The sequence below is a fragment of the Streptomyces sp. DH24 genome, assembly GCF_029813775.1.
In the GTDB taxonomy this organism is placed as follows: Bacteria; Actinomycetota; Actinomycetes; order Streptomycetales; family Streptomycetaceae; genus Streptomyces.
This window is the reverse complement of sequence record NZ_JARVKW010000060.1, coordinates 1-23047: the sequence shown is the minus strand read 5'-3', so window position 1 is coordinate 23047 and position 23047 is coordinate 1. Positions and strand designations below refer to the sequence as shown.

General features: G+C 73.5%; 21 protein-coding genes and 1 tRNA gene. 8 read left to right on the top strand and 14 right to left on the bottom strand.

Annotated elements, in window-relative coordinates:
* Window positions 1–87 precede the first annotated feature (87 nt).
* Window positions 88–1437 (top strand): M6 family metalloprotease domain-containing protein, encoded by a 1350-nt coding sequence (locus QC282_RS30330; RefSeq protein WP_279552794.1) that lies wholly within the window; start codon window positions 88–90, stop codon window positions 1435–1437.
* A gap of 79 nt (window positions 1438–1516) precedes the next feature.
* On the opposite strand, the gene QC282_RS30325 is transcribed toward QC282_RS30330, so the two are convergent.
* The 8 genes from QC282_RS30325 to QC282_RS30290 form a co-directional block, all read right to left on the bottom strand.
* A tRNA-Lys gene (locus QC282_RS30325) sits at window positions 1517–1590 on the bottom strand.
* The gene (locus QC282_RS30320; protein WP_279552793.1) at window positions 1581–2183 is read right to left on the bottom strand and encodes a bifunctional DNA primase/polymerase; all 603 of its coding nucleotides are present in this window, start codon (window positions 2181–2183) and stop codon (window positions 1581–1583) included. Before QC282_RS30320 ends, QC282_RS30325 begins: the two co-directional genes overlap by 10 nt.
* A 120-nt stretch (window positions 2184–2303) precedes the next feature.
* Window positions 2304–2669, bottom strand: coding sequence for a hypothetical protein (locus QC282_RS30315; protein ID WP_279552792.1), 366 nt, complete (start codon window positions 2667–2669; stop codon window positions 2304–2306).
* 160 nt (window positions 2670–2829) lie between these two features.
* Window positions 2830–2979, bottom strand: a complete 150-nt coding sequence (locus QC282_RS30310; protein ID WP_279552791.1) for a hypothetical protein — start codon at window positions 2977–2979, stop codon at window positions 2830–2832.
* Window positions 2976–4316, bottom strand: a complete 1341-nt coding sequence (locus QC282_RS30305; RefSeq protein ID WP_279552790.1) for an AAA family ATPase — start codon at window positions 4314–4316, stop codon at window positions 2976–2978. Before QC282_RS30305 ends, QC282_RS30310 begins: the two co-directional genes overlap by 4 nt.
* Entirely contained in the window at window positions 4313–5935 is a 1623-nt protein-coding gene (locus QC282_RS30300; RefSeq protein ID WP_279552789.1) for a hypothetical protein, read from the bottom strand. Before QC282_RS30300 ends, QC282_RS30305 begins: the two co-directional genes overlap by 4 nt.
* Window positions 5926–7068: a hypothetical protein gene (locus QC282_RS30295; RefSeq protein ID WP_279552788.1), complete on the bottom strand. Its 1143-nt coding sequence runs from the start codon at window positions 7066–7068 to the stop codon at window positions 5926–5928. The genes QC282_RS30300 and QC282_RS30295 overlap by 10 nt, the downstream gene beginning before the upstream one ends.
* A complete protein-coding gene (locus QC282_RS30290) occupies window positions 7019–8032 on the bottom strand; it encodes a phosphatase PAP2 family protein (protein WP_279552787.1) in 1014 nt (337 codons plus the stop codon). Before QC282_RS30290 ends, QC282_RS30295 begins: the two co-directional genes overlap by 50 nt.
* Window positions 8033–8221: 189 nt before the next feature.
* Between QC282_RS30290 and QC282_RS30285 the strand changes: the two genes are divergently transcribed.
* Complete coding sequence (locus QC282_RS30285) at window positions 8222–8815, top strand: histidine phosphatase family protein (protein WP_279552786.1); 594 nt, start codon at window positions 8222–8224, stop codon at window positions 8813–8815.
* Window positions 8816–8851: 36 nt separating this feature from the next.
* On the opposite strand, the gene QC282_RS30280 is transcribed toward QC282_RS30285, so the two are convergent.
* On the bottom strand, window positions 8852–10303 hold the full coding sequence (locus QC282_RS30280; RefSeq protein WP_279552785.1) for a hypothetical protein: 1452 nt from the start codon (window positions 10301–10303) through the stop codon (window positions 8852–8854).
* Window positions 10304–10598: 295 nt separating this feature from the next.
* Between QC282_RS30280 and QC282_RS30275 the strand changes: the two genes are divergently transcribed.
* Together QC282_RS30275 and QC282_RS30270 are read left to right on the top strand one after the other, a co-directional pair.
* Complete coding sequence (locus tag QC282_RS30275; protein WP_279552784.1) at window positions 10599–11078, top strand: hypothetical protein; 480 nt, start codon at window positions 10599–10601, stop codon at window positions 11076–11078.
* A gap of 199 nt (window positions 11079–11277) precedes the next feature.
* Window positions 11278–12147 (top strand): fused MFS/spermidine synthase, encoded by an 870-nt coding sequence (locus tag QC282_RS30270; RefSeq protein ID WP_279552783.1) that lies wholly within the window; start codon window positions 11278–11280, stop codon window positions 12145–12147.
* A gap of 25 nt (window positions 12148–12172) precedes the next feature.
* Here the strand turns inward: QC282_RS30270 and QC282_RS30265 are convergent, their stop codons facing one another.
* Window positions 12173–12706: a hypothetical protein gene (locus tag QC282_RS30265; protein ID WP_279552782.1), complete on the bottom strand. Its 534-nt coding sequence runs from the start codon at window positions 12704–12706 to the stop codon at window positions 12173–12175.
* Window positions 12707–12838: 132 nt separating this feature from the next.
* On the opposite strand from QC282_RS30265, the gene QC282_RS30260 reads away from it, so the two are divergent.
* The 3 genes from QC282_RS30260 to QC282_RS30250 all read left to right on the top strand — a co-directional run bounded on the left by QC282_RS30260 (window position 12839) and on the right by QC282_RS30250 (window position 16549).
* Window positions 12839–13543 (top strand): response regulator transcription factor, encoded by a 705-nt coding sequence (locus QC282_RS30260; RefSeq protein ID WP_279552781.1) that lies wholly within the window; start codon window positions 12839–12841, stop codon window positions 13541–13543.
* Window positions 13540–14946, top strand: a complete 1407-nt coding sequence (locus QC282_RS30255) for a HAMP domain-containing sensor histidine kinase (RefSeq protein ID WP_279552780.1) — start codon at window positions 13540–13542, stop codon at window positions 14944–14946. Before QC282_RS30260 ends, QC282_RS30255 begins: the two co-directional genes overlap by 4 nt.
* Before the next feature lie 124 nt (window positions 14947–15070).
* Window positions 15071–16549, top strand: coding sequence for a cellulose binding domain-containing protein (locus QC282_RS30250; protein ID WP_279552779.1), 1479 nt, complete (start codon window positions 15071–15073; stop codon window positions 16547–16549).
* A 106-nt stretch (window positions 16550–16655) separates the two neighbouring features.
* Here the strand turns inward: QC282_RS30250 and QC282_RS30245 are convergent, their stop codons facing one another.
* The 4 genes from QC282_RS30245 to QC282_RS30230 all read right to left on the bottom strand — a co-directional run bounded on the left by QC282_RS30245 (window position 16656) and on the right by QC282_RS30230 (window position 21455).
* On the bottom strand, window positions 16656–18092 hold the full coding sequence (locus QC282_RS30245; RefSeq protein ID WP_279552778.1) for a GH1 family beta-glucosidase: 1437 nt from the start codon (window positions 18090–18092) through the stop codon (window positions 16656–16658).
* Window positions 18093–18198: 106 nt separating this feature from the next.
* Window positions 18199–19107 carry a carbohydrate ABC transporter permease gene (locus QC282_RS30240; protein ID WP_279552777.1) on the bottom strand — a complete coding sequence of 303 codons (909 nt, stop codon included), beginning with the start codon at window positions 19105–19107 and terminating at the stop codon, window positions 18199–18201.
* 12 nt (window positions 19108–19119) lie between these two features.
* Window positions 19120–20130: a sugar ABC transporter permease gene (locus tag QC282_RS30235; RefSeq protein WP_279552776.1), complete on the bottom strand. Its 1011-nt coding sequence runs from the start codon at window positions 20128–20130 to the stop codon at window positions 19120–19122.
* 5 nt (window positions 20131–20135) lie between these two features.
* Window positions 20136–21455, bottom strand: a complete 1320-nt coding sequence (locus QC282_RS30230; protein WP_279552775.1) for an ABC transporter substrate-binding protein — start codon at window positions 21453–21455, stop codon at window positions 20136–20138.
* Window positions 21456–21841: 386 nt separating this feature from the next.
* Here QC282_RS30230 and QC282_RS30225 point away from each other — a divergent pair, with 386 nt between their 5' ends.
* Window positions 21842–22897 carry a LacI family DNA-binding transcriptional regulator gene (locus QC282_RS30225; protein ID WP_279552774.1) on the top strand — a complete coding sequence of 352 codons (1056 nt, stop codon included), beginning with the start codon at window positions 21842–21844 and terminating at the stop codon, window positions 22895–22897.
* The last annotated feature ends 150 nt before the right edge of the window (window positions 22898–23047 follow it).

The window sequence follows — 23047 nt, the reverse complement described above, 5'->3', positions numbered from 1 at the left end:
GTCGGGTCCGCCGAAATTTCGGCCGGCTCACCCGTCCGGTGCAGGCAAACAGGGCGTAGTACGACAAATCAGAACAGTCTGGGTGCGGTGTCCCGTGAACCCGTCCCGGAGGTCCCTGTGCCGCGCCAGCTTCCCCTGAGGCGACTCGCGTCCGAGGCCGTGCAGGAGCTCGCCCGCGTGACAGGCCGGACCCGCCTGCGCAAGCCGGCGGCCGTGTTCACCACCATGTCGGCACTCGCGGCCACTTCCCTGGTAACGGCACCCTCGGCCGCCGAGCCGTTCTCACCGGCGCCCTGCGCCCTCGAACGCACCGACGCGCACCACTCGGAGGGCCTCGACACCTGGAACGCCGCCTATCCGCGGCCGACCCGCGCCCTGGACGCCGTGATGGTGTTCCTGTCGTTCCCCGACTCGCACCCCCTGACCACCCCCGCGGACCTCGCCGCCGACCACTTCCCGCAGACCAGCCGCTTCTTCGAGCGCGCCTCCTACGGCCGCTTCACGCTGCGCCCGCACCCGCTGCGCCACTGGATCGCCATGCCGCAGCCCTCGACGGCGTACGTCATACAGCGCGACTGGAACGCCGAGCACCGTGCCGCCTACCTCCGCGACGCGCTCGCCGCGAGCGACGGCCACGTCGACTTCTCCCGCTACGACGTCGTGTACTTCGTCGCCGACCCGGACGCGCCCGGCGTCGACTCGGACGCGACGAAGGTCGTCAACCTCGACACCCCGCTGCGCGCCGACGGCACGGACATCCGCCGCGTCGTCACGGTCTTCGAGAAGCATCCGCCGGACCGGCTGGTGCTGGCCCACGAGACCGGGCACGTCTTCGACCTGCCGGACCTGTACCACCGGCCCGTGGACGGCAAGGGCGACTGGGACACGTACGTCGGCGACTGGGACCTGATGGGCAGTCAGTTCGGTCTGGCGCCGGACCTGTTCGGCTGGCACAAGTGGAAGCTGGGCTGGCTGGAACCGCGCCAGGTGGCGTGCGTACGGGGTTCCGGATCGACCCGGCTCACCCTGGAACCGCTGGGCGCGGGGCCGGGCGTGCCGGTGACGGGCGCCGCGGGGGCGCCGGCCTTCGGGCTCGGGCGGGGCACCAAGCTGGCGGTGGTGCGCACCGGCGCGGACACCGTCCTCGCCTTCGAGGCGCGCGGGCCGGTCGGCAACGACGCGGACGCCTGCCGGTCGGGCGTGCTCGTGTACCGGGTGCGGGGCGGGACGCAGTCCGGGGGCGGGCCGATCGAGGTGGTCGACGCGCACCCGGAGACGGACGCCTGCTGGGAGAACTCGGTCTACCCGCCCCTCGCGGACGCCCCGGTCGGCCTCGGCGAGAGCTTCACGGTGCCGGGGGAGAACGTACGGGTGGAGGTGACGAGCCGCAGGGCCTCGGGGGCGTGGAACGTGAAGATCACGACGGGCGGCGCGTAGGCGGCGTCCGGGCGCCGCCCGACGGGGGAACCGGCAACGTGATCAGCCCCTCGCTGCTGCGAGGGGCTGATCACTGTCGTGCGCCGCCAGGGACTCGAACCCCGGACCCGCTGATTAAGAGTCAGCTGCTCTAACCAACTGAGCTAGCGGCGCCTGCTGACGTCGTAGACCTTAGCATCCTGGTCGGCGGGAGGAAAAATCGATATCCGCACGGCCGCGCGGGCCGCCCGCACCGCCGCCCAGAGCACGATTTCCGGCCCCGGCAGCCACGGGTGCCGGGTGTCCGGCGCGACGAGCCAGCGGGAGCCGGACGGCCCGGGGCGGTCGGCGGCGACGAGGGCCGGCACGGTCACCGCGTCGCCGGTGCCGTGGCACAGCAGCGGCGGAATCGCGCCCGTCCGGCCGCACTCCCGGCCGCGGTCGCCCCACTCCTCCCAGTGCAGCAGTGAAGGCAGCCGCTGGGCCGTGCCCGGCGCGGCGAACAGCAGCATCCGGCCCCGGTACTCGGCCACGGGGCCCGTCCCGGGGCCCTCCTCCCACAGCCGGTCCAGCATCCGCCGGCCGAAGATCGCCGGCACGCTGACCACGTCGAAGGCGGCACCGCACGGCAGGACGACCGGGGCGTCGGGCCGCTCCTCCCAGTGCGCGAGCGTGCAGCGCGGATACGTTCCTGCGGAGGCGAGCCAGGCGGCACCGTCGGTCGTGACGCCCGAGACGTCGGAGTGTTCGTTCCTTTCGCTGCCCATGCCGACTAGATCTACCCTGCGTGAGCGGTTCGTTCCGGTCAGTTGCGGAAAACCAGGACACGAACGAGTGAGAAGGAGTATCTTCCGCCCGCGTCCTGGCATATGCCGCCGGGGGATGCGTCACACGGGGTCGGCGTGGCCCGGACCCTCCCCGCCGCGCATCAGATCGCGGCCGAACTCGACCATCTTCTTGGCGTAGTCCTCGGTCCAGTTCGCCCGCTCGGCGATGTCCGCGTGCGTGAGCCGGTCGAACCGCCGCGGGTCCGCCAGCTGGGCCGCCGCCATCGCCTGGAACTCCACGGCCCGGTCCGCCGCCGCGCGGAACGCCAGCGTCAGCTCGGTCGCGCGGTCCAGCAGCGCCCGGGGATCGTCGATCGACTCCAGGTCGAAGAAGTGCTCGGGGTCGGAGGCCGCCTCCGCGGGCTCGAAGAGCAGGGGCGCGGGGCGTAGCCGCGGTTCGTTCCGACGCGGCGTGGGCTCCGCCATGTCTTCTCCTCCTCGTACGTCGCGGATGACCCCTGGGGAGTGGGCCACCGTCCATTGTCCCGCGCCCGCGCAAGAGGGCCGCAGGACACCTCAAAACGGCAGCCGCCTCACGCCCGCCACGGCACGTGGGGATGCGGGGATGCCGGGCGTCGGTCTCCGGTCACGCCCGCCACGGCACCCGGTGTTCCGCGAGGTGGGCCAGGACCGCGTGGTTGGCCTCCCGGCCGTCCGGGCTGTGTTCGTCGGCCGCCTCCGGCGGCGTGCCGGACTCCGTCCGGCGGAGAGGGCTGCGGTGTCGGTCTCCGGTCACGGCCGCCAGGCCACCCGGTGTTCCGCGAGGTGGGACAGGACCGCGTGGTTGGCCTCCCAGCCGTCCGGGAACTTCACGACCGTGCCGAGCTGGACCGGTTCCGTCGACGGGTAGTCGTCCAGGAGGGCGTCCACGCCGGCGCGGCAGACCACGATGCAGGCGTGGCGGTGGCGGGACGCCAGCACGCACAGGCGGCCGGTCTCCAGGTGGAACGCCGTCGCGTCGGGGCGGCCGGACAGCGGGTGCAGGACCACCGTCACGTCGTACTCCCGGCCCTGGAGCCGGTTCGCCGTGTCGACGGTGACGTCCGCCACGCCCAGCTCGGCCAGTGCCGCCCGCACCGCCGCCGCCTGGTCGCGGTGCGCCGTGCCGACCGCGATCCGGTCGGCGGTGAGCGGGACCGGATCGGGGGCCCGCTCCGAGGTGGCCGCACCGCCCCGGTCCAGCAGCCGGCGTACGACCGTCGCCACCGCCCGGACCGCCTCCGGGTCCGTGCGCGGCGTGTGGCGGGCGGGCAGCTCCAGCAGGCCCCAGCCGGACTCCGCCGCCTCGTCGATCACCCGGTCAGGGCCGGAGCCGTCCGACGCGACGGCGAAGGCGAGCCGCCGGTCGTCGTGACCGGTGCCGCTGCGGAACGGCGTGTACGGGTAGAACGCGTCCGACACCAGCGGGGCCGCCGACGCCGGCAGCCGCCAGGACACCGGCAGGCGGTGCTGCGGCAGGTCCGGGTTGTGCGACAGCAGCGTCGTCACGGCGGACGCCGACGGGTCGTACGACAGGCCCGCCCACTGCTCCGCGCCGACGATCGAGAACGGGTCGAGCTGCCCCGGGTCGCCCACGAACAGCGCCCGCTCGAACAGCCCGGCCACCGCCAGCAGCGAGTCCGACCGCATCTGGTACGCCTCGTCGACGATCGCGTGGCGCCACGGCTCGTCCGTCTTCACGTGCGCCCACTTGGCCGCCGTCGACAGCACCACCGGCAGGCCGGTCAGGTCGGCGGCCTTCGCCGACGTACGGACGTTGGGCAGGTCGTCCAGCGCCTTGTCGTACGCGTCGGCGTCGCTGCTGTGCAGGCGGCCCACCGGCAGGTCCGGGTTCTTCTCGGCGAGGCGCAGGACGAGGTCGTCGACCTGCGCGTTGGTCTGTGCGACCACCATCAGCGGGCGCCCGGCCTCGGCGAGCTCCAGCGCCGCCCGCACCACCAGCGTGGACTTGCCCGCGCCGGGCGGGGAGTCGACCACGACGCCGCGCCGCGTGCCGTGCAGCGTGTCGCGCAGGATCGCGTCGGTGGCACGCGCCGCGGCGGCACCGGGGTCGAAGGCGGCCTCGGTCGTCACAGCACGTCCTCCTCGGTCACCGGGTCGGCGGCCTCGGGCACACCCTCGCCGGGCGGCCCGCCGTGCGTCCACGGCGTCTCCTCCGCGTCGGGCAGCTTCGCGCCGCCCCGCTGCTCGTGCTCGAACAGCGTGAAGCACACCCGGTCGCCCTTCTCCGGCACCGATCCGGCCTCCGGTTCCCTGCCCCGGCCCATCTTGTCCACGATCCGCAGCAGCACGAGAAGCGATCCGTCGCCGCCCTCGGCCCCGCCGCCCCCGTCGCCCTCGTAGCCGACGAACTCGGCCGCCTGCGGTTTGCCGCCCAGCGACCGGAACACCTTCGCGCGCTCGGCGAGATGCGGCCGGTCGTCCGTGCGGACCGTGACCAGCGGGCGCGGACTGGGCCGCTTGCCCTCGCTGTACGCCATGACGACGTCGGTGACCTCGCCCGCGAACGCCTCGCCGGACAGCCGCCGGCCCGCCATCACCAGCGGATCGTCCAGGGCCTCCTGCGCCTCCAGCCGGGCCTGCTCCCGCTCGCGCGTGGCCAGCTTGTTCGCCGCGGTCACCGCGTCGTCGCGGCGCGGCTGCGGCGGCTCACCGGCCAGGACGCGGTCGCGGTGGCCGGTGAAGGACCAGCGGTCGCGCGTCCACCGCTCCTCGACGTGCGCGCCCGCGGGCAGCTCCCGCAGCAGGTCGAGCCCGCGCCACACCGCGTCCCAGGTGGGCCGCGTGACGCTCTCGACCAACTCGCGGATCTCCCGCTCGGCCGCGGTGAGGGCGCCGAGCCGGTCGTCGGCCTCCAGTCCGTCCTCGGCGGCGGCCAGCGCCGTACGGGCCCGGTCGTAGCGCTCGATCGCCGGGGCGAGCAGCTTGTTGTCGAACGCCGGGTCCGTCGCCGGGCCGGCCGGCGGGCACCTCAGCTGCCCCCGCGCGTCCCGCTCCAGCTCGGCCGACAGCGCGGCCTCCGCGCCCGTGCGGCCCCCGGGCGGGTCGATCCAGGCGAGCAGCGCGCCCAGGTGCTGGTCCTCCAGCGTGGACTGCCCGGTCGCCCAGTGCCGGCCCAGGACGTCCGTCATGGCCAGCAGCAGCGACGAGCCGGGCACCCGCGCGCGCTCCCCGAAGTGCGTCAGCCACCGGCCGAGCAACGGCACCCGGGGCGGAGCCGGATGGGGCGCCTCCGGTTCCTGCTCCGCCGTGCGGCGGAACCGCATCGAGCGGCCCAGCAGCCGTACGAAGTCGATGCCGGGGCGGCTCGGCACGATCAACTGCGGGGCTTCCTCGCACAGTTCGGCCTCGACCTTGACCCGCTTGCCGGTCTCCGGGTCGGTCTCGGTGCGCTCGGCGGCCTCCACGGCGTCGGCGTACGCGTCGATGTACGGCAGGACGACGTCCGCCAGGTCGGCGAGGAACGCGAAGCGCAGGTCGCGGTCGCGCGGCTGCGGCACCACCAGCAGGCGCGGCGCGGCCCGGTCGGTGCCGACCAGCGCGCCCAGCGGGGCACCGGCCTCACCGGCGGTGGTCAGCGGCACGAACACCAGGGGCCGGTCGGACAGATGCCGGTGCCGGACGGTGGCGGCGGGCCGGGCGCGCCCGGTGCTGACGGCCTCCAGACGGGCCAGAGTGGCGATCAGCGACACGCGGACACCTCCCGGTCCGCCACGGCACCGAGGGCCTCGGCCCGCAGCCGCGCCGCCCGGCGCAGCGCCGCCACCGCCGGATCGTCCGGGTCGCCGGTCTCGCCGCGGGCCGCCGCCAGGACGTCCCCGACCGTGCTCAGGCCGCCCAGCTCGGCGCGCACCGGCCGCCCCAGCGACGTCACCGCACCCTCTGCGCGGGACCGCGCGCGGCAGTGGAAGGCCAGCTCGCACGCGGACAGGCACTCGGGCGCGTACGTCGCCGGGACCGACTCCACGGCCTCGGTGAGCCGGTCGGCGGGCAACTCGGGGGAGAAGCAGGTGCCCTCGGGCAGCGTCCGGGCGATGTCCTCGATGCGGGTGAGGCGGGCCAGCTGGCGGCGGGTCACCGCGCGCTGCTTGCGCACGTCGACCGCGGACGCCGTCGGCAGGTTGGAGAAGTCCTTCGGGCAGACCAGCAGGATCCGGTGCCGCACCTCGGGCGCCGGGTCCAGGCGCGCGGCGACCTCCTCCAGCGCCAGCACGTACACCGCGGCCTGCCGGGCCGCCGCGCCCACCTTCGACGCGTCCGCCGAGCCGTCCAGCATCGGGACCGACTTGATCTCCACGACCGTCCAGCCGCCGTCCGGATGCACGACCACCGCGTCCGGCTCAAGGAACGCGGGGGAGCCGGCCACGTCGAGCGCGAGCATCGGGTGGTCGAGCAGCGTCCAGGCGCCCGGCGTCCCGGTGGCCTCGCGCAGCGCCAGCGCCGTGCGCGCCGCGCGGCCCTCGGGGCCCGCCGCGGTCAGGTCGGGCACCTGCGCGGCGGCGGGCGGCTCGGCCGTCGGGTCGAGCTTCTCGTGCACGAGCCGCAGCAGCTCCGTGCCGCCGTCCGCCTTGACCTTCGCCTCGAACGCGTTGCCCCGGACGAGCGCGAACTGCGACTGTCCGAAGGCCGACGGCGAGCCCAGCGCGGTCGCCAGCGCGGCCTTGTCCACCCCGGCGCCGTCGAGGATCGCGCGCCGTCTGCAGCCCGGGTGGGCGGCGAGGGCGGCCAGGGCCCGCGCGTCCAGCGCCTTGGCCGGGACGTCCGGACCGCGCAGCTCAGCGAGCCGGTGCCGCAGCCTCGTCCCCCGCGTCCTGGGGCGAGGCACCGGGCTCGGCTCCGGATCCGGTCCGTGACTCGCGCTGCCGTGGAAATCGCTCACCCGCGGAAGTCTGGCATCCGTCACTGACATTCGGCGCACCCGCGGGCACGGAGCCCACCGCGACCCTGTCCGCGAGGGCCGGGGACCCGGAGTCCGGGGCCTCCGGGGCGAGGGCGGCGGAGACCGGTGCGGAACCCGGCAGCAGCCGCGCCCTGGCCCGGTCGGCGGTGCGCATCACGACCGGCGCCAGCAGCAGGCCGACGCCCATGACGGCGGCGCCCGCGACCGCGTCCAGGAAGTAGTGGTTCGCGGTGCCCATCACCACGATCGTCGTCACCAGCGGGTAGGCGACGGCGCACACCTTCGCGGTCGGCGTGCGGCCGTAACGCCACAGGATCACGCCGCACCACAGCGACCAGCCCACGTGCAGGCTCGGCATCGCCGCGTACTGGTTCGTCATCCCGCCGAGTCCGCGCGGCGCGCTCGCTTCCCCGGCCCACCAGCCGTACGAGCTGTACTGGGCCATCGTGTCGACGAAGCCGTGTCCGGCGGACAGCAGCCGGGGCGGGCAGGTCGGCAGCAGCGTGAAGCCGATCAGGCCGATGAACGTCGACGTCATCAGCCAGGTGCGCGCGGCCCGGTAGTGCACCCTGCGGGACCGGAAGACCCACACCAGGAGCGCGGGCGTGACCAGATAGTGCAGCGACGCGTACCAGAAGTCCGCCGGCACGCCCACCCAGGGCTCGCGGGTGAAGAGGCGGTTGAGCGGGTGCTCGGCGTTCAGGTACAGCGCCTTCTCGATGCGCAGGATCGCCAGGCCGTGCTCGACGGCCGTGCCGACGTCGCCCCGGGCGAGCAGCCGGCCCGCCGAATAGCAGGCGTACACCAGGAGGATCAACGGAAGCTCGGACCACCAACGCAGCCGGGCCGCCGGGACCGTCTCGGTACCCGGTGTCTCGGTGTGCGGCATCCGATCGCCCTCCCCCTTCACTTCTCGCGCGGCGCCCGGTGGGCGGCCGTGCCACTTTACGGTGTTCACAGACGCCCTCGCCGGACGGTCCCCGGCCCTGATAGACGCAGAGATCGCCCGCCGGGTTGCCCCCGGAACACGTGAGCGATGATGGAGGGGTAGCGCTGAAGTTCACCTGAAAGGCCCCCCATGGCACCGCGCATCCTGCTGGCCCGGCACGGACAGACGGCGTGGTCGCTGTCCGGCAAGCACACCGGCAGGACCGATGTGCCGCTCCTCGACGAGGGACGGCAGGGCGCGAAACTGCTCGGCGAGCGCCTGCACCGGGCGCCGCTCGGCGGGCTGCCCGGCGTGGAGGTGCGCACCAGCCCGCTGGCACGCGCGCGTGAGACGTGCGAACTCGCCGGGTTCGGCGACCGCGCCGAGACCTGGGACACCCTCATGGAGTGGGACTACGGCGCCTACGAGGGCATGACCCCCGCCGACATCCAGGCCGTCCGGCCCGGCTGGCTCATCTGGCGCGACGGCGTCCCCGAGGGCGAGACCCTCGCCGAGGTGACGGCCCGCGCGGACGAGGTCGTCGCCTGGGCCCGCTCCGCCGACCGCGACGTCCTGGTCTTCGCGCACGGCCACATCCTGCGCTCGATCGGCGCCCGCTGGCTCGGGCTGCCGATCGACTTCGCGTCCCGCATCCGCCTGAACCCGACGTCCCTGTCCGTGCTGGGCTGGGCGTACGGCGAACCGGCGATCGAGTCGTGGAACGACGTGGGCCACCTGTCGTAGCCGGTGCCCCGCGCGCGGGGCACCGGCCAGGCCGCGTCAGGCGGGCCGGGGCAGCTCCGCGTGGCGGTCCAGGAACGCCGAGACCCCGTACGCCCGCCGGTGCGGCAGCAGGACGCGGGCCGTCCCGGCCAGCATCGTCTGCACGCGCGAGGACTGCACCTCGCCCAGCAGGTCCAGCACCCGCATCCCCGCGACCGCGGCCTCGTCCGGCCGTCCGCCCCGCGCCAGGTCGTCCGCCAGCTCCGCCGTGTACAGCGCCGTGTTCCGCGTGAAGTGCGGGTCCTGCAACTCGGCGGCGCGCCGCGCGTGCCGGGCCGCCCGCGGCCAGTCGCCCAGCGTGGACCAGCACTGCGCTTCCAGGCCCTCCAGTTCGGCCGCGTTGTAGAAGCTCATCCACTCCGGGTCGGCGTCCGAGGGGCCCCGGTCGAAGAGGGCCTTGGCGCGGGTCAGGGCCTGCTCGCAGGCGACGCGGTCGGCGAGTCCCGCCCAGCCGCCCGCCTCGCGCAGCGCGAGCAGCGACATCAGCCGGGCGGAGCCGAGCGGCCGGGCGGCCCGCTGCGCGGCCTGCGCCGCCCGCACCGCCTCACGGGGCCGCCCGGCGTCCCGCGCGAGGAACGCCGCGTTGCAGAAGGCGTGCGCCTCCAGCGCCTCGTCGCCGTTCGTCCGGGCGGTCGCCAGAGCCTCCGCGTAGTGCGAGCGGGCGTCGTCGAAGCGTCCCGAGTCGTGGGCCAGCCAGCCCACGGAGATGGCCAGTTCGCCGGCGCCCGAGTACAGCCGGTCCGCCGTCGCCCGCCGCGTCGCCGCGGCGTCGAGCAGCCCGTACGCGGCGCGCAGCGGGGCAGCCGCGCGCCGGTAGAGGCCGTCGGCGCCGTGCCGGTCGTCGAGCAGCCGGATCCTGCGGACGGTCTCCTCCAGGGCGCCCACCTCGCTCGTCCCGGCGCGGCGCACCGGGCGCTGGGCCGCCGAGGCGGCCGGGGAGAGGGCCAAGGGGCCCAGGGTGGCGGCGGCCACGGTGGCGCCTGAGCCGGTCATGAATGCGCGACGCAGCACGTCGCTCTCCTCGTAGTTGTCGTACGTCGTGGTCTGGTCCGGCGTCTCGTACGGCTGGTGCGCCCCGCGCGTCTCACTCGTGGCGTCCGCCGGGTCCGCGGCGTGCGACGTGGGCGCGTCGTCCCCGGCCGCGTGCGCCCGGCGTCCGCGTACGGACGAGCGGGGCGCGAAGCCCAGGTCGGTGAGCGTGCGACCGGGGAACATGTGCAGGAACACCCGTTCGTACGCGTAGTTGGGGCACCGGATCTCGCCCGCCTCGACCCTGCCGATGTAGCGCGCGTCACAGCTGACCCGCTCGCCGATCTCGCGGGCGGCCCGGCGCACCGCCGCGGCGAACTCGGCCGGCGAGCGCTGTCCGCGCAACTGCCGGAAGACGAGGTTCGGCTGCGGCCGTTCCGGCCGGTCCGGCCCCGATGAGGTCACCGTTGACGACGCCATGGCCGGGTCCTCCCGTGCGAACCGTCGAACCATGCCGGACGCGGGGCAACTTGTCCGCATGGTCGCTGCGTGATGCCCTGTTCCCGGCGGGCAAGAACGTACCGGCTGCGCCGGAGCCGTCACACCGGGTTTGGCCACAAACCGGATATCTCATCCGCGATCCGCCATGAACTGCCATCCTTTCCGGCTGACAAGTGCCGTAGCCGTTGACGTTCCGGCGCGTTGAACCTCCTGGACCGGGAGCCCGTGATTCCCGGTAGCTCGTCCAAGCAGGGGTTCCGTGGTGGAGGCCGGGATGGAGACGCTCCAGGACAGCATTCCTTGTACACCGGGTACGCCCAGTGCGCCGAGTGCGCCGAGTGCGCCGAGTACGCCGACGACGGCGGGCCGCGCGCCGGCCGGCGGGGGCGGCGCACCGCCGCCCGGGGGAGCCGCGTGCGACGTCGTCACCGTGCCGGCCCGGCAGGGACTGGAGGCGGTCGACATCCTGCGCCGCGCAGCCTCCGACGCGGTGGGCCCCGTCCTGCACGACGGCGGTGGCACGCTGGGCTTCCTGGTGCCGTCCGGGACGGCCGAGGCGTGGGACGTGCCGGGCAGCACCTGCACCCAGACCAACGGCCGGGGCCTGAGCCCCGCCCCCGAACCGCCCGCGGCGGCGGACTCGGGCTGGCTGCTGCCACCCGGCGAGGCCGACCCGGCGACGGACCCGGCGATGCTGCGCGCGGCGCTGGGGGAGGCGGCCCGGCTGATCGAGGCGGCGGACAGCTGCCGGTGAACCGGACGGGCGGCGCGCCTGCTCGCCGGTGGCCCGTCCGGGCGGTATCCCCCCTTTCCGCCCTGCTCGGGTGGCCCTGCGACTGGCGCGTCCCGCGGCCGATGTCGGCGGCCGATGCCGGTGGCCGCCGTCGGGGGCGTGGGGCGGCTGCTCGTGACCTGGGCGGGCGGTGCCCTCGGCGGGACCCGATAATGGCCCAATGGGAAAGTCCAGGAGCACCCGGCGCAGGCAGGCCGGTGCCGAAACCGTCGTGGAGAGCGTCGACGGCGGCTGCGCGCAGCTCATACCCGACCGGGACCGGCCACGGGCCTGGACGCTCCTGATCGACGGCGCCCCGCAGTCGCACGTCGACCTCGACGACCCGGGCCACCTCTCCTTCGACTACCAGCGCCGCCTCGGCCACGTCATCGACCTGGCCGCCCCGCCCGGCAAGCCCGTGCACGCCGTGCACCTCGGCGGCGGCGCCCTCACCCTGGCCCGCTACGTCGCCGCCACCCGTCCCCGCTCCACCCAGCAGGTCGTCGAGCGGGACGCGACCCTCGTCCAACTGGTCCGACGCGAGCTGCCGTTGGACCCCGGCGCCCGCATCCGGGTGCGGTCGGTGGACGCCCGCGAGGGCCTCGCGAAGGTGCCCGACGGCTGGGCGGACCTCGTCATCGCCGACGTCTTCAGCGGCGCCCGCACCCCGGCCCACCTGACCTCGGCGGAGTTCCTCGACGAGGTCCGCAGGGCGCTGCGGCCGGGCGGTGTCTTCGCGGCCAACCTCGCCGACGGGCCGCCGCTCGCGCACCTGCGCGGCCAGATCGCCACCGCCGCCGCCCGGTTCACGGAACTCGCGCTGGTCGCCGACGCGGCGGTGCTGCGCGGCAAGCGGTTCGGCAACGCCGTCCTGGCCGCCTCCGACCACCCGCTGCCGCTCGCCGAACTGACCCGCCGCGCCGCCTCCGACCCGCACCCCGGCCGGGTCGAACACGGCACGGCGCTGACCGACTTCACCGGCGGCGCCCTGCCCGAGACGGACGCGACGGCGGTGGCGTCACCGGCCCCGCCGGCGTCCGTCTTCCACTGACCGGCGGCACGGTCCGGCCCCCGGCCTAGTAGGTGCCGATCTCCACCCGGGGCGGCCCGTCGTGCCACGTGCAGAACACCGACACCCGGTCCGCGCCCGCGGTGAACTCCACGCGGATCCACTTCTCCGTCTTCCACACCTGCATCGACCAGCCGGTCCGCGGCGTGGCCGACACGAGTGTCGCGGACGCCGGACCCAGGTCGAACACCGCGCGCCCGCCGTCCGTGTCGTAACTGCGCACCCGGCCCGACGTGGTGGGCGACGGGCCGGGGTCCGGGCTCGCGCTGCGGGACGGCGTGGGGGTGGCGGGCGCGTCGGGGGTGGTCGCAGCGGGCTTCGGCGACGGGCTCTCGGACGTCGGCGGCGGCGCCGGGCGCCGGGTCGACGACGCGAGCGGCTCCGACTCCCGCCCGTTCGCGCCGGCCGCCGTGATGGGCAGGGCGCGCGGCGGGTCGTAGGCCGTGCCCGCCATCACCGTGTGGACGCCCCACCACGACAGCGTGACCGCCGCGCCCGTGGCGAGCGACCAAGCCAGTACGTGAACGAGTCCTCTGCGCATCGCGGGCCCATACTGCCCCACGCACCCCACGAGTGTCGCCCGTCCGAGGCCGTTCTCCCGCCGTTCCCCGGCGGGCGGGGAGTTGTCCACAGGCCTGCACCGGGCACTTCCGCATGGCGTACGGTGCGGGCCATGGCAAGTGTGCTCGTGGTCGAGGACGACCAGTTCGTACGCTCGGCGCTCATCCGGCACCTGACCGACGCCGCCCACACGGTGCGCAGTGTCGGCACGGCGCTGGAGGCGCTGCGCGAGGTCGCCCATCTCCGTTTCGACGTGGTGATCCTGGACCTCGGACTGCCCGACCTGGACGGCTCCGAGGCGCTGAAGATGCTGCGCGGCATCACGGACGTGCCGGTCATCGTCGCCACCGCGCGCGACGACGAGGGCGAGATCGTCCGGCTGCTGAACGCGGGGGCGGACGACTACCTGACCAAGCCGTTCTCCGTCGAGCACCTGTCCGCGCGGATGGCCGCGGTGCTGCGGCGGGCCAGATCCGGTGCCCTTGACGCGCCGCCCTCGACGGTGCTGCGCGTCGGAGGCCTCACCGTCGACCCGCTGCGCCGCCAGGCCGAGTTGGACGGTGCGCGGCTCGACCTCACCCGCCGCGAGTTCGACCTGCTCGCCTTCCTGGCCGGCCGGCCCGGCGTCGTCGTCCCCCGCAAGGAACTGCTCGCCGAGGTCTGGCAGCAGTCCTACGGCGACGACCAGACCATCGACGTCCATCTGTCGTGGCTGCGGCGGAAACTGGGCGAGACGGCCGCCCGCCCGCGCTATCTGCACACCCTGCGCGGCGTGGGCGTGAAGCTGGAGCCACCGGGAGCGGAGCCGGCGCGATGAGATGGGCGCTGGTCAAGGTCTCGCTGGCGGTCACCACCATGGTCGTGATCGCCTTCGCGGTGCCACTCGGCCTCGTCATCAAGGAGATGGCCCGGGACCGCGCCTTCTCCAACGCCGAGCGGCAGGCCGCCGCGGTCGCCCCGGCGCTGTCCATCACCAGCGACCGCGACCAGTTGGAGCGTGTCGTCGCCTCCGCCGGGTCCGACGCCGGCATGGCCGTGCACATCCCCGCCTCCGACGGCACCGGCCGCGTCGACCTCGGGCGGCAGCGCGCCGCCGAACAGGACATCGCGGCCGTACGGAAGCTGGGCCGCGCCTCCACCACCGAGGTGGCCGACGGCTCCACGCTGCTCCAGCCGATCGCGCTCAGCTCCGGGGAGATCGCCGTCGTCGAGGTGTTCGTCCCCGAGGCCGAGATGAGCAACGGCGTCGCCACGGCCTGGGCGGTGCTCGCCGGGGTCGGACTCGCCCTCGTCGTCGGCTCGGTCGCCGTCGCCGACCGGCTCGGCGTGCGGATGGTGCAGCCCGCGCAGCGCCTGGTGGAGGGGGCGCACGAACTGGGCGAGGGCAAGCTCGGCGCCCGGGTGCCCGAGGAGGGCCCCACCGAACTGCGCCTGGCGGCGGTCGCGTTCAACTCGATGGCCGACCAGGTCGTCCAACTGCTCGCCAACGAACGGGAACTGGCCGCCGACCTGTCCCACCGGCTGCGTACGCCACTGACCGTACTGCGGCTGAACGCGGCCTCGCTCGGCGACGGTCCGGCGGCCGAGCAGACCCGCACCGCGGTCGAGCAACTGGAGCGCGAGGTCGACACGATCATCCGGACGGCCCGCGAGGCCAAACCGCAGACGGCCGCTCCCGGCCCCGGCGCCGGGTGCGACGCGGCGGAGGTGGTGCGCGAGCGAATGGGCTTCTGGGCGGCGCTCGCCGAGGACGAGGGCCGCACGTGGCGGGTGGCCGGAGCCGACCGGCCGGTGCGCGTACCCGTGGCCCGCGCCGACCTCGCCGCCGCCCTGGACGCCCTGCTGGGCAACGTCTTCCGGCACACCCCGGAGGGCACGGCCTTCGCGGTCGACGTGCACAACGGCGAGGACGCGGTGATCGTCCTCGTGTCGGACGCGGGCCCCGGCATACCCGACCCCGAGGCGGCGATGGCGCGCGGCCGGGGCTCGGGCAGCGACGGGTCGACCGGACTCGGCCTGGACATCGTGCGCCGGCTCGCGGAGTCCACCGGCGGGGACGTACGGATCGGCTCCTCCGTGCTCGGCGGGACCGAGGTGCGGGTCTGGATCCAGCTGGACGGCAGGGCGGCCCCGGTGCGGCGCGGGCACCGCGGGGGCGTGCGCCGCCGCCGGTACCTTCGGCCGGCCCCGACCTTTAATCGGTCCCGATCCCTTCCTTAAGCCCACCCTAAGATCCCCAACCCCCGCCCGGATCAGGCGCTTTGCCCGGTTCGAGATCGTTAGCGTGCTGCCGCAGCCCACCCCCGGCGGACCCCCCCCCGCGAACAGCGAAGGCAGGCACGCGATGAGCACGCACCGGCGCAAGGTCAGTGGCAGGAACAAGGCGATCGGCGGTCTCGTCGCCGCGGCCGTGGCGGGCGGCGGCGCGTTCCTGTTCACCGGCACGGCGCAGGCGGCCGGAACCGGCGCCGCCTACACGAGGACCAGCGAGTGGTCGACGGGATACAGCGCGCAGTACGTCGTCACCAACAACAGCGGGCAGGCGCAGCGGGACTGGCGGCTGGAGTTCGACCTGCCGGCCGGGACCACGCTGAGCTCGCTGTGGAACGCCGAGTCGAGCGTCAGCGGCCGGCACGTCACCGTCACGCCGCCCAAGTGGGACACGGACGGTCTGGCGGCGGGCGAGTCGGTCACCGTCGGCTTCGTCGCCACCGGCACCGCCGCCCCCACCGGCTGTCTGGTCGACGGCGCCGAGTGCTCCACGGACGACGGCGCCACACCCGAACCCACGGGCCGCCCCACCGGCACGCCCACGGCCACCCCGACCGCGACGGCCACCCCGACCGCGACGCCCGCGGCCACCCCGACCGCGACGGCCACCCCGACCGCCGCACCCACCCCGTCGGGCACCCCCGGCGAGGGCACCCAGGCCACCGCCGGCTTCGCCCCCTACGTCGACACGTCCCTCTACCCGGCCTTCGACCTGGTCGCGAGCGCCGAGGCCACCGGCGTGAAGACCTACAACCTCGCCTTCGTCACCGACGGCGGCGGCTGCACCCCGAAATGGGGCGGCGTCACCGACCTCGGCAGCGACGCCGTGGCCGCGCAGATCGGCGACCTGCGCGCCAAGGGCGGCGACGTCCGGATCTCCTTCGGCGGCGCGGCGGGCTCCGAGCTGGGCACGACCTGCACCTCGGCGGACGCGCTGGCGGCGGCGTACGGCAAGGTCGTGGACACCTACCGGCTCACCAAGGTCGACTTCGACGTGGAGGGCGGGGCACTGCCCGACAGCGGGGCCAACACCCGCCGCGCCCAGGCCATCGCCGAGCTCCAGCGGCAGCACCCGGACCTGGACGTCTCCTTCACCCTGCCGGTGATGCCCGAGGGCCTGACGCAGGACGGCGTCGACCTGCTCGCGGACGCCAGGAAGAACGGCGTGAAGATCGGCGCGGTCAACATCATGGCGATGGACTACGGCCCCGCCTACAGCGACGACATGGGCACCTACGCCGAGCAGGCCGCCACCGCCACCCAGGCCCAGATCAAGGGCGTCCTCGGGCTGTCCGACAGCGAGGCCTGGCGGACGGTCGCCGTCACGCCGATGATCGGCGTCAACGACGTCGTGTCCGAGGTCTTCCAGGTCGAGGACGCCACCCAACTGGTGGACTTCGCCAAGTCCAAGGGCCTGGGCTGGCTGTCGATGTGGTCCGGCACCCGCGACCAGGCCTGCCCCGGCGGCCCCAAGCCGGCCGCCGACGCCACGTGCAGCTCCATCGACCAGGAGAAGTTCGCCTTCTCGAAGGCCTTCGCCGCCTACAACTGATCCCGGCCGCACGGAAAAGAGCGACCGGGACCACGGACCACACCAGGAAAACGGGGAACCACGCCCCGGCCGGCTCACCCCCCACCCGGCCGGGGCGCGCGGCGTTCTACAGCGCGTCGACCTCCGGCAGCGCCCCGCTGCGGGCCGCGCGGGCGTACCAGAGGGCGCTCGACTTCGGCGTACGGGCCTGGGTGGCGTAGTCGACGTAGACCGCGCCGAAGCGCTTGCCGTAGCCGTAGGCCCACTCGAAGTTGTCCATCAGGGACCACAGGTAGTAGCCGCGGACGTCCGCGCCGTCGGTGATGGCGCGGCGCACCTCCGACAGGTGCGCGTGCAGGTAGGCGATGCGCTCCGGGTCGTGGACGCGTCCGTCGGCGTCCGGCTTGTCGTCGTAGGCGGCGCCGTTCTCCGTGACGTAGAGGGGCAGGCCCGGCGCCTCACGGGTGTAGCGCATGATCAGCTCGTGCAGGCCCGTCGCGTCGATGGTCCAGCCCATCTCCGTGCGCTCGCCCGGCGTCTGGTGGAACATCACGTCGTCCGCGGCCGGCCACGGCGAGTGGTCGCTCTCCCCGTGCCCGTCGGCCCGCGGTCCGGCCGCGTCCGGGTCGGCCGCCGAAACCAGCGTCGGCGTGTAGTAGTTGAGGCCCAGGGCGTCCAGCGGCTGGTTGATGGCGGCGAGGTCGCCGTCCTCGACGAACGACCAGTCGGTGAGCGACGCCGTCGCCTCCAGCAGCGTCTTCGGGTAGGCGCCGTGCAGGATCGGGCCGTGGAAGATCCCGCTGGACAGGTCGTCGATCCGGCGGGCGGCCGCCAGGTCCGCCGGGTCCTGCGTCACCGGGCGGACCACCGACGAGTTCAGGCTCAGCGCGACCGAGTTGCGCGCCGGCATCACCGACCGCAGCGCCGCTGCGCCCAGCCCGTGCGCCAGGTTCAGGTGGTGCGCGGCCTTCAGCGACGCCGCCGCGTCCGTACGGCCCGGGGCGTGCACGCCGGAGGCGTAGCCCAGGAAGGCGCTGCACCACGGCTCGTTGAGCGTGATCCACTGCTCCACGCGGTCGCCGAGCGCCTCGCCGACGAGCTGCGCGTACTCCGCGAAGCGGTACGCCGTGTCGCGCTCCGGCCAGCCGCCCGCGTCCTCCAGCTCCTGCGGCAGGTCCCAGTGGTAGAGGGTCACCGCGGGCTTGATGCCGTGCGCGAGCAACTCGTCGACGAGCCGGCGGTAGAAGTCCAGGCCGACCTGGACGGCCGGGCCGCGGCCCGTCGGCTGCACGCGCGGCCAGGACACGGAGAAGCGGTAGGCGGTCAGGCCCAGGTCCGCCATCATCGCCACGTCGTCGCGGTAGCGGTGGTAGTGGTCGACAGCGATGTCACCGGTCTCGCCGCCGGCCGTCTTGCCCGGCGTATGACTGAACGTGTCCCAGATCGAGGGGGTGCGGCCGTCCTCCCGTACCGCCCCCTCTATCTGGTACGCGGAGGTCGCTGCGCCCCAGAGGAAGGCGGGAGGAAAGGTCACCGGGGTCACCGGCTGTGCGGACTCAGGCATGGAAGCGCTCCCATAGGAGGTCGTGGAGACCGACGGGTAGGAGGGGGAATGGGACGAGGGGAGGGGCCGGGGCGGTGCTGGCCCGGCCCCGTGGGCGCGGCGGCTGTCAGCCCTTCACCGCGCCCTGCATGATGCCGCCGACGATCTGCTTGCCGAAGATCGCGAAGACGATCAGCAGCGGCAGCGTACCGAGTAGCGCGCCGGCCATGATCAGGGACTGGTCGGGGGTGTAGCCGCGGCCCAGGCCCGCGACCGCCACCTGCACGGTCGGGTTGCCGTTCTGCGTCAGCACCAGGAACGGCCACAGGAAGTCGTTCCAGGTCTGCACGAACATCAGCATGCCCAGCACGGCCATGGCGGGCCGCGCGGCCGGGAACACCACGTGCCACACCACGCGCCAGCTGCTCGCGCCGTCGACCCGGGCGGCCTCGATGATCTCGTCCGGCAGCGCCTGCAACAGGTACTGCCGCATGAAGAACACACCGAAGGCGCTCACCAGCGACGGCAGGATGACCGCCTGGAGCTGGTCGGACCAGTCGAGCTTGGCGACCATCATGTACAGCGGGATCACGCTGAGCTGCGGCGGCACCATCATCGTGCCGATCACGATCAGCATCAGGGCGTTGCGGCCCTTGAACTTCAGCTTGGCGAAGGCGAATCCGGCGATCGTGGACAGGAACACGATCGTCGCCGCCGAAACGCCCGCGACGAACGTGGTGTTGAGGAACGCCTCGCCCAGGTTGGCGTCCGTCCAGGCGATCTCCAGGTTGTCGAACAGGTTGGAGCCGAACCAGAACGGCGGCGGCGTCTCGGCGAGCCGCTGGTTGTCGCGCGAGGCGGCGATCGCCGTCCACACCAGCGGGAACAGCGAGCCGACGGTGAACAGCGCGAGGATCACGTACGCGACCGGGCCCGCGTGCATCTGTCCGCCCGCGCGTGCCGCCCTGGTCCGCAGCAGGCGCCGGGACTCCTTCGGCACCGTGTCCTTGGGGGGTTTCGTCATGGTCGTCGTCACGGCCGGTTCTCCTTAACTACTGGCGCGCAGCCGGCGCGAGATGACGTAGTTGACGATCCCGATCACGATGAGGATCAGGAACATCGCCCAGGCGATCGCGGAGGCACGGCCCAGGTGCTGGTTCACCCAGCCCTGCTCGTACAGGTACAGGCCGAGCGTCTGGAACTGGTGCTGCGAGCCGCCGGAGGCGCCCTTGTTCGCGTCGAACAGCAGCGGCTCGCCGAACACCTGCGAGGCGCCGATGGTCGACACGACGACGGTGAACAGGATCGTCGGCCGCAGCGAGGGCAGCGTGACGTGCAGGAACTGCTTCCACCGGCTGGCGCCGTCGAGCGCCGCCGACTCGTACAGGTCCTGCGGGATCGCCTGCATCGCCGCCAGGTAGATCAGCGCGTTGTAGCCGGTCCAGCGCCAGATGACGATGGTCGACACGGCCACCTGGGAGGCCCAGGTCTCGTTCTGCCAGTCGATGTTGTCGACGCCGACCAGACCCAGCGCCCAGTTGATCATCCCGTAGTCGCGGCCGAACAGCAGCACGAAGACCAGGGACGCCGCCGCGATGGACGTCGCGTACGGGGCGAGCATCGCGACCCGGTAGAACGTCGAGGCGCGCAGCTTGTAGTTGAGGATGTGGGCGATGCCCATGGCCATCATCAGCTGCGGAACGGTGGAGATGATCCCGATGGTCAGGGTGTTCCGCGCCGCGTTCCAGAAGAAGTCGTCGTCGAAGATCCGGGTGTAGTTCCTCATGCCGACCCACGACATGTCCGTGGGCGCGGTCAGCTCCACCTGGTGCAGCGAGGCCCAGCCGGTGTAGATCAGCGGGAACAGGCCGAACGCCAGGAACAGCAGGAAGAACGGCGAGACGAAGGCGTACGGGCTCCAGCGCATGTCGCGCTGCCAGCGGCGGGACAGCTTCGCGCGGTCCTTGCGCTCCGCCGGGGAGGGCCCCTTCGCCGCCGGGCGGCCCGGGGCCGCGCCCCCCTCGACGGGGGACGCGGCGGTGTCGTGCCTGGTTGCCATTCCGGTCACTGGTCCAGGTTGTTGTCGATGGTCTTGGTGGCCGTCTTCCACGCCTCCTCGGGCGACTTGCCCTGGGCGACGAGGATGACGCCGTTGTCGGTCAGACCCTGCTGGATGATCTGGTCCTTCGGGCCGATCACCTGGACGGGGCTGTCCTTGGCCGCCGCCGCGAAGATCTCACCGATCGGCGCGTCACCGGTCATGTCGTTCTTGGCGCTCTGCACCGCGGCCGACTCGTACGCCGGCGGCGTGCTCGGGAAGCTGCCCTGCTTGGCGAACAGCTTGGCCTGCTGCTCCGGCGCGGTCAGCCAGGCGGCCAGCTTCGCGGCCTCCTCGGTGTTCTTGCCGGACTTCGGCACGGCCAGGAAGGAACCGCCCCAGTTGCCGGACTTCGGCGCCGCGGCCACGTCCCACTTGCCGGCCGCGTCGGGCTTCGACTTGCCCTTGATGTAGCCGAGCATCCACGGCGGGCAGCTCATCGCCGCGAACTTGCTGTTGGCGATGGTGGTGTCCCAGGCCGGCTGGAACTGCGTCTGGTTGCCGACCAGCTTCTCCTGCGCGGCCTTCGCGGTGAGGTCGAACGCGGCCTTCACGGCCGGGTTGTCCTTGTAGATGACCTTGCCGGAGGAGTCGTAGAAGCGCTCGGTCTCGCTGCTCAGGATGGCCTGGATCAGACCGCCGGGGGAGTCCAGGAAGGTGGTGCCCGAGGGCGCCTTCTTCTTGTAGTCCTGGCCCACCTCGACGAACTTGTCCCAGCTGCCCGCCCAGAGCTTGCCGAGCTCCTCGCGGTCGGTCGGCAGACCGGCCTTCTCGAAGAGGTCCTTGCGGTAGCAGATGGCCATCGGGCCGACGTCCGTGCCGAGGCCGATGGTCTGGCCGTCCTTGGTGGTGGCCTGCGCCCACTTCCAGTCCAGGAAGTCGCTCTTCTTGCCGTACTTCGACAGGTCCATCAGCTTGTCGGACTGGGTGGCGACGATCTCGGCGATGTTGCCGACTTCGACACCCTGAATGTCCTGCAGGCCGCTGTTGGTGGTGAGATGGTTGACCAGCGCGGGGTAGTAGTTCTCGTTCCGCTCGACGACCGTCTGCTGGATGTCGATGTCGGGGTTGAGCTTCTCGTACTCCGCGTAGAGACCGGCCTCCTCGAAGCCGAACGTGCCGAAGAGTCCCAGGGTGATCTTGGTCTTGCCTCCGCCGCCCTCCGACGACGAACCGGAACCGTCGTCGCCGTCGTCGGCACAGCCGGCCAGCAGCCCGGCGCCCAGCGACGCGACGGCCGCAATGACCAGCGCCTTGCGCGCGGTTCGAGAGGGTGCTGCTCGCATTGCTCCTCCTGTTGCCCTGACGTGCCGACCCCCCGGCCAACGGCATTGTTGGGCCCGTTAGTTTCTCGCTGCGGCTCGGGCGGGGAACGTGCGGGATGTGTAAGTGCCAGGTACTGTGGGAGCGCTCCCACATGTGATGTGTTGAAGGTTCGTCGGTCCGAGCGGGGGTGTCAAGGGACCGGACGCGAGGAGATGTGTTCAGTTATCGGGCTGTTAACTGGACGGCGATGGTTCCGATCCGGCCAGCCCCGTGCGGCCCCGAAAATCGGGCCTCCGCGCGTCACCCGGGTCTGGAGCGGACGGGCACGGGAGGTCATCGTGTCCGAGAGGGCTGTTAAATTCCAGGCCAGCCGCAGAGTGCGGGGTGTGGACGGGAGGCGGAGCCAATGGCAGGCCACGGAGTGCGGGGCCGGAGCGGCGGTCGGCCGACCCTGGAAGAGGTCGCCGCGCGCGCCGGAGTGGGGCGGGGCACCGTTTCGCGGGTGATCAACGGCTCGCCGCGGGTCAGCGACGCGACGCGCGCCGCCGTCGAGGCGGCGGTGGCCGAACTCGGCTACGTCCCCAACACGGCCGCCCGCGCGCTGGCCGCCAACCGCACGGACGCCATCGCGCTCGTCGTGCCAGAGCCCGAGACCCGCTTCTTCGCCGAGCCGTACTTCTCCGACATGCTCAAGGGCGTCGGTGCGGAGCTGTCCGACACGGAGATGCAGCTGCTGCTGATCTTCGCGGGCAACGACCGGGAGCGGCGCCGCCTCGCGCAGTACCTGGCGGCGCACCGCGTGGACGGCGTGCTGCTGGTGTCCGTGCACGCGGACGACCCGCTGCCCGACCTGCTGTCCCAGCTGGAGATCCCGGCGGTGATCAGCGGTCCGAGGTCCGCCGGGGAGACGCTGCCGTCGGTCGACTCCGACAACTACGGCGGCGCGCGCTCCGCCGTCGAGCATCTGCTGGCGCGCGGCTGCGGGCGGATAGCCCACATCACCGGGCGCCTGGACGTGTACGGCGCGCAGCGGCGCATCGACGGCTACCGGGACGCGTTGCGCGACGCGGGGCACGAGGTGGACGAACTCCTCATCGAGCCGGGCGACTTCTCCGAGGAGGGCGGCCGTCGGGCGATGGCCGCGCTGCTGGAACGGCGGCCCGACCTGGACGCGGTGTTCGCGGCGTCCGACGTGACGGCGGCGGGCGCGCGGCAGGCGCTGCGCGACGCGGGGCGCCGCATTCCCGACGACGTGGCGCTGGTGGGGTACGACGACTCGGCGATCGCCCGCCACATGGACCCGCCGTTGACCAGTGTCCGGCAGCCCATCGAGGAGATGGGGCGCCGGATGATCGACCTGCTCCTCACGGAGATCGCGGACCGCCGACCGCAGGCCTCACGGGGGCTGGAGCGGCGACAGGTGGTGCTGGCCACGGAGCTGGTGGCGCGTAGGTCGGCGTAGGCCTCCGACGGCGGACGGAGCCGCCGCCCGCGCCTCCCCCGCCACACCACGTTCTCGCCGCCGCAGACACCGTGCTGCGAGAGCGGTCCGCAGACGCCGTACGACGGGAGCGGGGCGTGGGGCCGGGGCGCAGCCCGCCGCGGGTTGCGC